Genomic DNA, 7,624 nt, shown 5'->3' with positions numbered 1-7,624 from the left:
AATTAGGCATTACATTTTTAAAGTATATGATAAACAATACTAAAGATGAGCGTATTAAAGAGATATACAAAAAGAGATTGACCGCTTTGCTAAGTATAGAAAAAATTGAAACGGCAATGGAGGAATTTAAGAAAAGATATAAACAATTACCTAAGGATATAGGTGAGCTTGTAAAATATAATATTTTAAAAAAGATACCTCAAGACCCTTATGGTGGAAATTTTTATATAGATGAAGATGGTAAAATAAGAACTACCAGTAAATTCACTTATAGGGATTTTAAATGATAGAAATAAGAGGAATTGTTAAAAATTATAAGACAATTCACTTCATGAATTGCTTGACAAAAGGAAAGATTACAAGAGCTCTGAAGGGGTTGTCTTTAAATATTAAACAGGGAGAGATATTTGGTTTTTTGGGGCCAAATGGAGCAGGTAAAACCACCACTATAAAGATTATGGTTGATTTAATAAGGGCAGATAAGGGCGAAGTTTTGATAAATGGTATATCTTCTTTAAATCCTAAGTCCAGAGAATCTATAGGATTTCTGCCCGAGCACCCTGCCTATTTTGATTTTTTAACAGGAAGAGAGTTATTGAGATTTGCAGGAAAGATGCACAATGCTTATGATAGTAAAAGAGAAGAGAAGCTGTTAAAAACTTTTGAGCTGTTAGATGTAGCAGACAAGCAGGTGAGAAAGTATAGCAAAGGCATGATACAGAGGTTAGGATTTGTTATGGCTATTATACACAATCCCGATATTCTTATTCTGGATGAGCCTATGAGTGGATTGGATCCGATGGGCAGATTTATCTTAAAGAAGATTATTAAGGATTTAAAAGATGAAGGCAAAACAGTTTTCTTCTCATCTCACATCATACCGGATGTGGAAGAACTGTGCGATAGGGTTGGTATCATAAATAAGGGAGAGTTGGTTTCTTTGATGGACAGAAAAGAGATACAAGCCTTAACCGTAAGAGGTTTTAAGGTTACACATAAAGATAAAGGTGACATACAGAACAAAATAGTAGATAAAGATAAACTTGTAGATGAATTAGAAACATTAAAACAGAACAATATGGAGATACTGAATATAGAATCTATCAAGAAGGGTTTGGAAGAGGTCTTTGTAGAAATTGTAAGTAAATAGGTGTTTTATTGAAATCGGGCTATTTTTCTGTAAATTTTTAGCGGATGAGTAATAGATTGTATATAGGAACATCAGGCTTTTTTTACAAAGGATGGAGAGGCATTTTTTATCCGTCCAAACTGGAGACATACGAGTGGCTTCCTTATTATGCCGGCATATTTAATACAGTGGAACTTAATTCTACTTTTTATCATCTGCCTAAAGCCAAGACTGTGAAAGGGTGGATTCAGCGTGTGCCTGATGGTTTTGTATATAGTGCGAAAATTTACAGAGAGATTACTCATCAAAGACTACTCAAAAATACAGAAAAGGGAGTTTATCTGTTTTTGCATATTCTAAAACCATTAGGACAAAAATTAGGTGTCTTTTTATTTCAGCTACCTCCCAATATAAGATTTAATAAGAGCTTGCTTTTGGATTTTTGTAAAGCTTTACCAGGTCATTATCGGTTTAGTATTGAATTTAGAGATAAAAGTTGGTTTACAGAGGAAACATACAATATTTTATGTAAGTATAATGTTGCTTTTTGTATTTCTCATATGAAGAAAATAGAGACTATATATTGGATTACGGCAGATTTTGTCTATATTCGTTTACATGGACCGCAGAAAATGTATGCCTCTTCTTATTCGGATGATGAGTTGTATAGCTGGACATTGTTTGTAAAGAAGCAGTTAAATAAAGAAAAGGATGTTTATGTTTATTTCAACAACGATTTTCGGGGCTATGCTCCTAAAAATGCACTTAAATTAAGAGAATTTTTGAATGATGAATGAACCATTGTCTTATATGTTAAGGCCTAAGGATATGGAGGATTTTGTAGGTCAAACAGATATAAGAGATGCTTTGTCTCGTTTATTAGAAGTGGAAAAGATTCCATTTTCTCTTATCTTTTTTGGGCCACCGGGGGTTGGAAAAACAGCTTATGCCCACATTTTTGCTCATACACATAAGTATTTACTCCTTTCTATGAATGCCAGTGGATTTACAGTGGGGGATTTAAGAAAAAATCTCAAAACTATAAAGAAAAGACCCATTCTTTTATTAATAGATGAGATTCATAGATTGAACCGTATTCAGCAGGAAGTATTGCTTCCACTTATGGAAAAAGGAGAAATTGTAGTGGTGGGAACATCAACAGAGAATCCTTCATTTACATTAACCAAAGCCTTTCGTTCCCGCAGTCTTATCTATGAGTTTAAGGCTTTATCCTTTAATGAGTTAAATATAATATTGGACAAAGCATTGATTTTTTTAAAAAAGAGAATAGATGATGAAGCCAGAAAATTACTGTTTTACTCTGCTTGCGGTGATGGGCGAAGGTTATTGAATAGTGTGGAGCTTTTATCCAACAAGGCATATATAACTAAAGATGAAGTAAACAAATTACTTGGTGTAAATATTAAATATGATAAGATAGAAGAACATTACGATATAATCAGTGCATTCATAAAGAGTGTAAGGGGAAGTGATGTAGATGCTTCATTGTATTGGTTGGCGCGCATGCTCAAGGGAGGAGAAGATCCCTTGTTTATCGCCCGCAGATTGATTATCTTATCTTCGGAAGATATAGGTAATGCTGACCCTCAAGCTCTGTCTGTGGCAGTGAATACATATAAAGCGGTAGAGGCTATAGGATTGCCAGAAGGAAAAATACCATTGGCCCAATGCACCATCTATCTATCTACTGCACCCAAAAGTAATGCTTCCTATAAGGCCATAGAAAAGGCGCTAAAAGATGTAAAAGGAGGGCTTATAATGGAAGTGCCGAGTCATTTAAAGAACATTCCTCATTCTCATTATCTCTATCCACATGATTTTGATAAAGGGTATGTAAAGCAGGCTTACATTCCCAAAAAAATTAACTATTATATACCTACAAATAGAGGTTACGAAAGGAAGATAAAAGAATTTTTGAGGATGTTGAATGAATATTAGAGAATTAGGGGAATTTGGTTTTATAGATATAGTGAGAAAGATGTGTAAGGAAAAAGAAGGGGTTCTGGGAATAGGGGATGATTGTGCAATAATAAAAGGCGAGAAAAAAGATTTTTTGTTGACAACCGATGTCTTGGTAGAGGATGTGCATTTTGTGAAGTCTCTTAATCCTCCACATAAATTAGGTAGAAAATGTATGGCAGTAAATGTGAGTGATGTAGCAGCGATGGGTGGTGTGCCCCTATATGCCTTAGTCAGTATGTGCATACCAAAAAGTATTGAACAAAATTATTTGCAGTGTATAGTGGAAGGTATTATTGAGGAAGCGGAGAAGTTCTCTATTCATATTATCGGTGGAGATACTTCTTGCTCTGAGAAGTTGATGATTAGTATAACGGTTATAGGTGAAACAGAAAAAGGGAAGGCAATTTTGAGAAGTGGGGCAAAAGTTGGTGATAGGATTTATATTACAGGATGCATTGGTGGCTCTTATATGGGATTGGTTTTGTTGAAAAAAGGAATAGATGACAAGATAATAGAAAAACATCTTGCTCCGGAGGCGAGAGTAGATATAGGAAGAAAATTGATAGATGTTGCTACCTCTATGATAGATGTCAGTGATGGAATAATTAGTGATGCTCTGCATATCTGTGAGGAAAGTAAAGTAGGGATGCATATTTGTATAGAAAAGATTCCACTGTGTGCAGAACCTAAAAGGTGGGGATTAAAAACAATAGATTTGTTAACTGGAGGCGAGGATTATGAACTTTTGTTTACCGCACCTCCCGACCAGTATGAACATATTCATACTATTTCTTCTTCTATGGGTATTCCCATAACAATAATCGGCGAGATAACAGAAAAGGGTATAGAATTTTCAGAAGAAGGTCAAAGGTTGAATATTGCTCACAAAGGATACAATCACTTTAGAGAATAATGGTTATTGAAATTTGTGTTTTTTTCGCTCTGATTTTTGCCTCTGCCTGTTTCTCTGCCGGTGAAACAGCTCTCTTCTCTCTTCAGACCACTCAACTGGTGTATATTGAGGAACATTATAATGAGAGTTACAAATATGTAGAAAGATTATTACGGAATCCCAGAGAACTTTTGGTTACCATACTTTTGGGCACTGATGCGGTAAATATTGTTGCATCCAGTATAATTACGGATATATTCTTGAAGATGTGGGGGAGCTTTTCGGTGGCTTTGAGTATTGGAGTGATGACACTTATTCTCTTAATATTTTGTGAAACGACGCCTAAATCCCTTGCTATGAGAAGTAATATTTTCATTTCCACTCGTGTGGCTAAACCTATTTATTATTTTGGACATTTAATATGTCCTGTAAAATATGCTCTTTGTTTTTTTAGCAAAGTTATAGATGTTATTCTGGCCAAACAAAAGGAAGAGCAGCCTTTAAAATTAGGAGAGGAAGAATTTAAAGAGCTGGTAAAGAGGGAAAGAGGCACGGGTGTGGTGGATAAAGAAGAGGAAGAGATGATTCAGCGGACATTTCGATGGGAAGAGGTGAAAGTAAAAGATATTATGATACCTCTTCAAGATGTAAAGATCTTTTCTGCTCATTTAACTTTGGAGGATGTTTTAAAAAAGATAAAATCTATTTACTATTCTCGCATACCCGTTTATGAGGGAACTAAAGAAAATATTATAGGAATTTTGTATCAGAAGGACTTATTTTTGTTAAAATTTGCGAAGGGAGAAAGGAAAAAAAGTATAAAGGAGATTTCACGTCCAGCGTTGTTTATTGACCCGTGTGTATCTGCAGATGAGGCGTTTAAACTTTTGAACAGCAGAAAGATGCATCTATCGGTGGTGAAAAAAAACGAAAAATGTTTAGGGATAATAACAATGGAGGATATATTAGAAGAGTTATTTGGTGAATTTAGAAAAATAAGGGTGGGGGAAAAATGAGAAGAAAAACGCTTATTGCACCTTCTATTCTGGCTGCAGACATCACAAGATTGGAAGAAGAAGTAAAAGCTTTAGAGAAGGCAGGGGTAGATTTGATACACATAGATGTTATGGATGGACATTTTGTACCAAATATCACATTTGGTCCTATTATTGTGGAGAATTTAAAAAAAATTACATATCTTCCCCTGGATGTGCATCTGATGATCTCCAATCCAGAGAAATATGCCTCCGTTTTTGTTGATGCGGGTGCAGATATAGTTACCGTTCATCAAGAGGTATCTCTGCACCTGCATCGGATGATAAGTGAAGTGAAAAACGCAGGAGCAAAAGCTGGCGTGGCTCTAAATCCTGCCACGCATCCCTCTCTTCTGGAGTATGTGCTTAATGAGGTAGATGTAGTGTTGGTGATGACTGTTAATCCTGGTTTTTCTGGACAGAGCTTCATAAAAGATGTATCCAGGAAGATAGAGGAATTAGATGAGATGAGAAGAAAAGATAACTATAATTTTCTTATAGAGGTAGATGGTGGTGTCAATGGGTTGAATGTGAAGTTGTTGCGTGAATGTGGAGCAGATATATTTGTTTCTGGTAATGCATTATTTAGTAGTAAGGATTATAGGAAAACAGTGAAGGAGTGGAGAGAGAAACTGAAATGATTAATATAGTTGTCATAGGAGCAGGAAGTGTAGGCTATAATGTAGCCAAGACATTGGAGAAAGAAGATGTAGATGTAATGGTGATAGATATTGATGCTGAAAAAATAAGAAATATCAGTGATAATTTGGATGTAGGTGTGGTGCAAGGTGATGGAACATCTCTTTCTGTTTTAAGAAAAGCGGAGATAGAAAAAGCAGATATTGTAGTGGTGGCTACAAATGATGATAGGGTAAATATGATTGCCACCTTAATGGTTGATAGATTGTTTCATGTGCGAAATAAGATTGTAAGATTGAGAGACCCTCAATATTATGAAAATAGCGTGCTCATGGGTTCCTCCGGAATAAATGCAACCTATGTAATAAATCCGGAGAAGGTGACAGCGAGGGAGATTATTAATTTGGTGCGTATTCCAATTGCCACAAATGTGATGGAGTTTGAACAGGGAAAGGTTAAAATTATAGGATTGAAAATAAAGGATAAAAACCCTTATGCATTTAAACCATTGAAAGAAATAGACATTCCCTTTCTTGTTGTTGGTCTTTACCGTGAAAATGAATTGATTATTCCTGGTGGCGATTGCAAGTTTATCCCTGGTGATATTGCTTTGTTTATTGCAAGAGAAGAGGATATTATGCCTCTTTCTCATGAAATGAATGAAGAGTATTTTCCTATAAAAAGTGTAGTTATTATGGGTGGTGGACATATAGGAAAACTTGTTGCCAAAGAATTGGAAAAGAGTGGTTATAGTATAACGGTGATAGAGAGAAATAAGAAAAATTGTGAGTTTCTTTCCAAAGAATTAAAGAAAAGCTCTGTTGTTCAAGGAGATGCATCAGATATAGAACTTTTAAAAGAAGAAAATGTGTTTTCTTCCGATTGTGTGATGGCGTTGACTAATGATCAAGAATTTAATATCCTTGTTTCTCTCCTGTCCAAGCGAATGGGCGTGAAAAGGACAATCACTTTAATAAATATAGCTGAATATTTTTCTTTAGCAATAAAGTTAGGATTAGATGCTATTGTTGCTCCCAAACTTTCTACCAGCAGTGCTATTTTGAGATTTGTAAGACACGAGCAAACAGTCTCCGTAGTAAGTATTTTTGAGTCCGCAGTTGAAGCCATAGAAAATGTAGTGGTAAGTGGGTCTTATGTTGCCAATAAATTGATAAAAGACATTAAGTTTCCACGCGGTTGTCTGGTAGGAGGTATTATAAGAAAGGATAAAGTAATTATTCCTAAGGGTGAAGATATGATTATGCCCGGTGATAAGCTGATTGTTTTTACGCTGCATGAGAACCTGAAGAAGTTGAAGGAATTTTTTTGATGCATGAATGGAAAAAGATTTTCTATATATTGAGTCTTTTTTTGTTTTTATTTTCATTTTCTTTTTTTTTGCCTTTTTTTATTTCTCTTGTCTATGCGGAGAAAACCTGGCCAGCATTTGCAGAATCTTTTTTGATTACGCTTTTTGTTAGTGGGCTGTTTTATGTTTTTTCCTACAAACAGAAAGATAGAGAGCTGCATTCCAGAGATGGGTTTATTTTAGTAGTGTTTATGTGGCTTTTTACTATTCTTTTTTCTGCTTTGCCTTATCTTTTTTGTAATACATTTCTTAACTTTACGGATTGTTTCTTTGAAAGTGCATCGGGATATACTACGACAGGAGCCTCTGTTCTTGAGCATATTGAATTATCGCCGAAAGGCATACTTTTTTGGCGTAGCCTCACTCAATGGTTAGGCGGTATGGGTATTATTGTTTTATATATAGCTATTTTACCTATGTTGGGATCAGGTGGAATAAAGTTGTTCAGCGCGGAAGCGCCTGGTGTAAAATTAGAGAAAGTCAGGCCTCGCATAAAAGAGATGGCAAAAACATTATGGTTGGTTTATATTTTTTTTACTATATTGGAGGTTATACTTCTTCTGTTTGGGGGAATGAGT

General features: G+C 35.2%; 9 protein-coding genes. All 9 read left to right on the top strand.

The window, feature by feature from the left end; genetic code table 11:
• On the top strand, window positions 1-287 hold a 287-nt coding region (locus J7J10_00815), incomplete at its 5' end, for a hypothetical protein (GenBank protein ID MCD6129488.1).
• Between the two features lie 44 nt (window positions 288-331).
• Window positions 332-1,150 (top strand): ABC transporter ATP-binding protein, encoded by an 819-nt coding sequence (locus tag J7J10_00810; protein ID MCD6129487.1) that lies wholly within the window; start codon window positions 332-334, stop codon window positions 1,148-1,150.
• Between the two features lie 44 nt (window positions 1,151-1,194).
• Window positions 1,195-1,926, top strand: a complete 732-nt coding sequence (locus J7J10_00805; protein MCD6129486.1) for a DUF72 domain-containing protein — start codon at window positions 1,195-1,197, stop codon at window positions 1,924-1,926.
• Window positions 1,916-3,088, top strand: a complete 1,173-nt coding sequence (locus J7J10_00800; GenBank protein ID MCD6129485.1) for a replication-associated recombination protein A — start codon at window positions 1,916-1,918, stop codon at window positions 3,086-3,088. Before J7J10_00805 ends, J7J10_00800 begins: the two co-directional genes overlap by 11 nt.
• Window positions 3,078-4,025 (top strand): thiamine-phosphate kinase, encoded by a 948-nt coding sequence (thiL, locus tag J7J10_00795; protein ID MCD6129484.1) that lies wholly within the window; start codon window positions 3,078-3,080, stop codon window positions 4,023-4,025. The genes J7J10_00800 and thiL overlap by 11 nt, the downstream gene beginning before the upstream one ends.
• Complete coding sequence (locus J7J10_00790) at window positions 4,025-5,020, top strand: HlyC/CorC family transporter (protein MCD6129483.1); 996 nt, start codon at window positions 4,025-4,027, stop codon at window positions 5,018-5,020. The genes thiL and J7J10_00790 overlap by 1 nt, the downstream gene beginning before the upstream one ends.
• Window positions 5,017-5,679 carry a ribulose-phosphate 3-epimerase gene (locus tag J7J10_00785; GenBank protein ID MCD6129482.1) on the top strand — a complete coding sequence of 221 codons (663 nt, stop codon included), beginning with the start codon at window positions 5,017-5,019 and terminating at the stop codon, window positions 5,677-5,679. Before J7J10_00790 ends, J7J10_00785 begins: the two co-directional genes overlap by 4 nt.
• The gene (gene trkA / locus J7J10_00780; protein MCD6129481.1) at window positions 5,676-7,007 is read left to right on the top strand and encodes a Trk system potassium transporter TrkA; all 1,332 of its coding nucleotides are present in this window, start codon (window positions 5,676-5,678) and stop codon (window positions 7,005-7,007) included. The genes J7J10_00785 and trkA overlap by 4 nt, the downstream gene beginning before the upstream one ends.
• Window positions 7,007-7,624: TrkH family potassium uptake protein (locus J7J10_00775; GenBank protein MCD6129480.1), on the top strand; the 618-nt coding region annotated here is incomplete at its 3' end. The genes trkA and J7J10_00775, both read left to right, overlap by 1 nt.

The sequence above is a fragment of the Deltaproteobacteria bacterium genome (assembly GCA_021159305.1).
GTDB lineage: Bacteria > Campylobacterota_A > Desulfurellia > JAGGSF01 > JAGGSF01 > JAGGSF01.
The sequence above is the reverse complement of the archived record's forward strand: the minus strand, read 5'-3'. Positions and strand labels throughout refer to the sequence as shown.

Bases quoted from the DNA above. Each gene is read 5' to 3' on its own strand.
- trkA (MCD6129481.1), top strand. From the start codon at position 5,676: ATGATTAATATAGTTGTCATAGGAGCAGGAAGTGTAGGCTATAATGTA.
- J7J10_00785 (MCD6129482.1), top strand. From the start codon at position 5,017: ATGAGAAGAAAAACGCTTATTGCACCTTCTATTCTGGCTGCAGACATC.
- J7J10_00800 (MCD6129485.1), top strand. From the start codon at position 1,916: ATGATGAATGAACCATTGTCTTATATGTTAAGGCCTAAGGATATGGAG.
- J7J10_00805 (MCD6129486.1), top strand. From the start codon at position 1,195: ATGAGTAATAGATTGTATATAGGAACATCAGGCTTTTTTTACAAAGGA.
- J7J10_00790 (MCD6129483.1), top strand. From the start codon at position 4,025: ATGGTTATTGAAATTTGTGTTTTTTTCGCTCTGATTTTTGCCTCTGCC.
- thiL (MCD6129484.1), top strand. From the start codon at position 3,078: ATGAATATTAGAGAATTAGGGGAATTTGGTTTTATAGATATAGTGAGA.
- J7J10_00810 (MCD6129487.1), top strand. From the start codon at position 332: ATGAATTGCTTGACAAAAGGAAAGATTACAAGAGCTCTGAAGGGGTTG.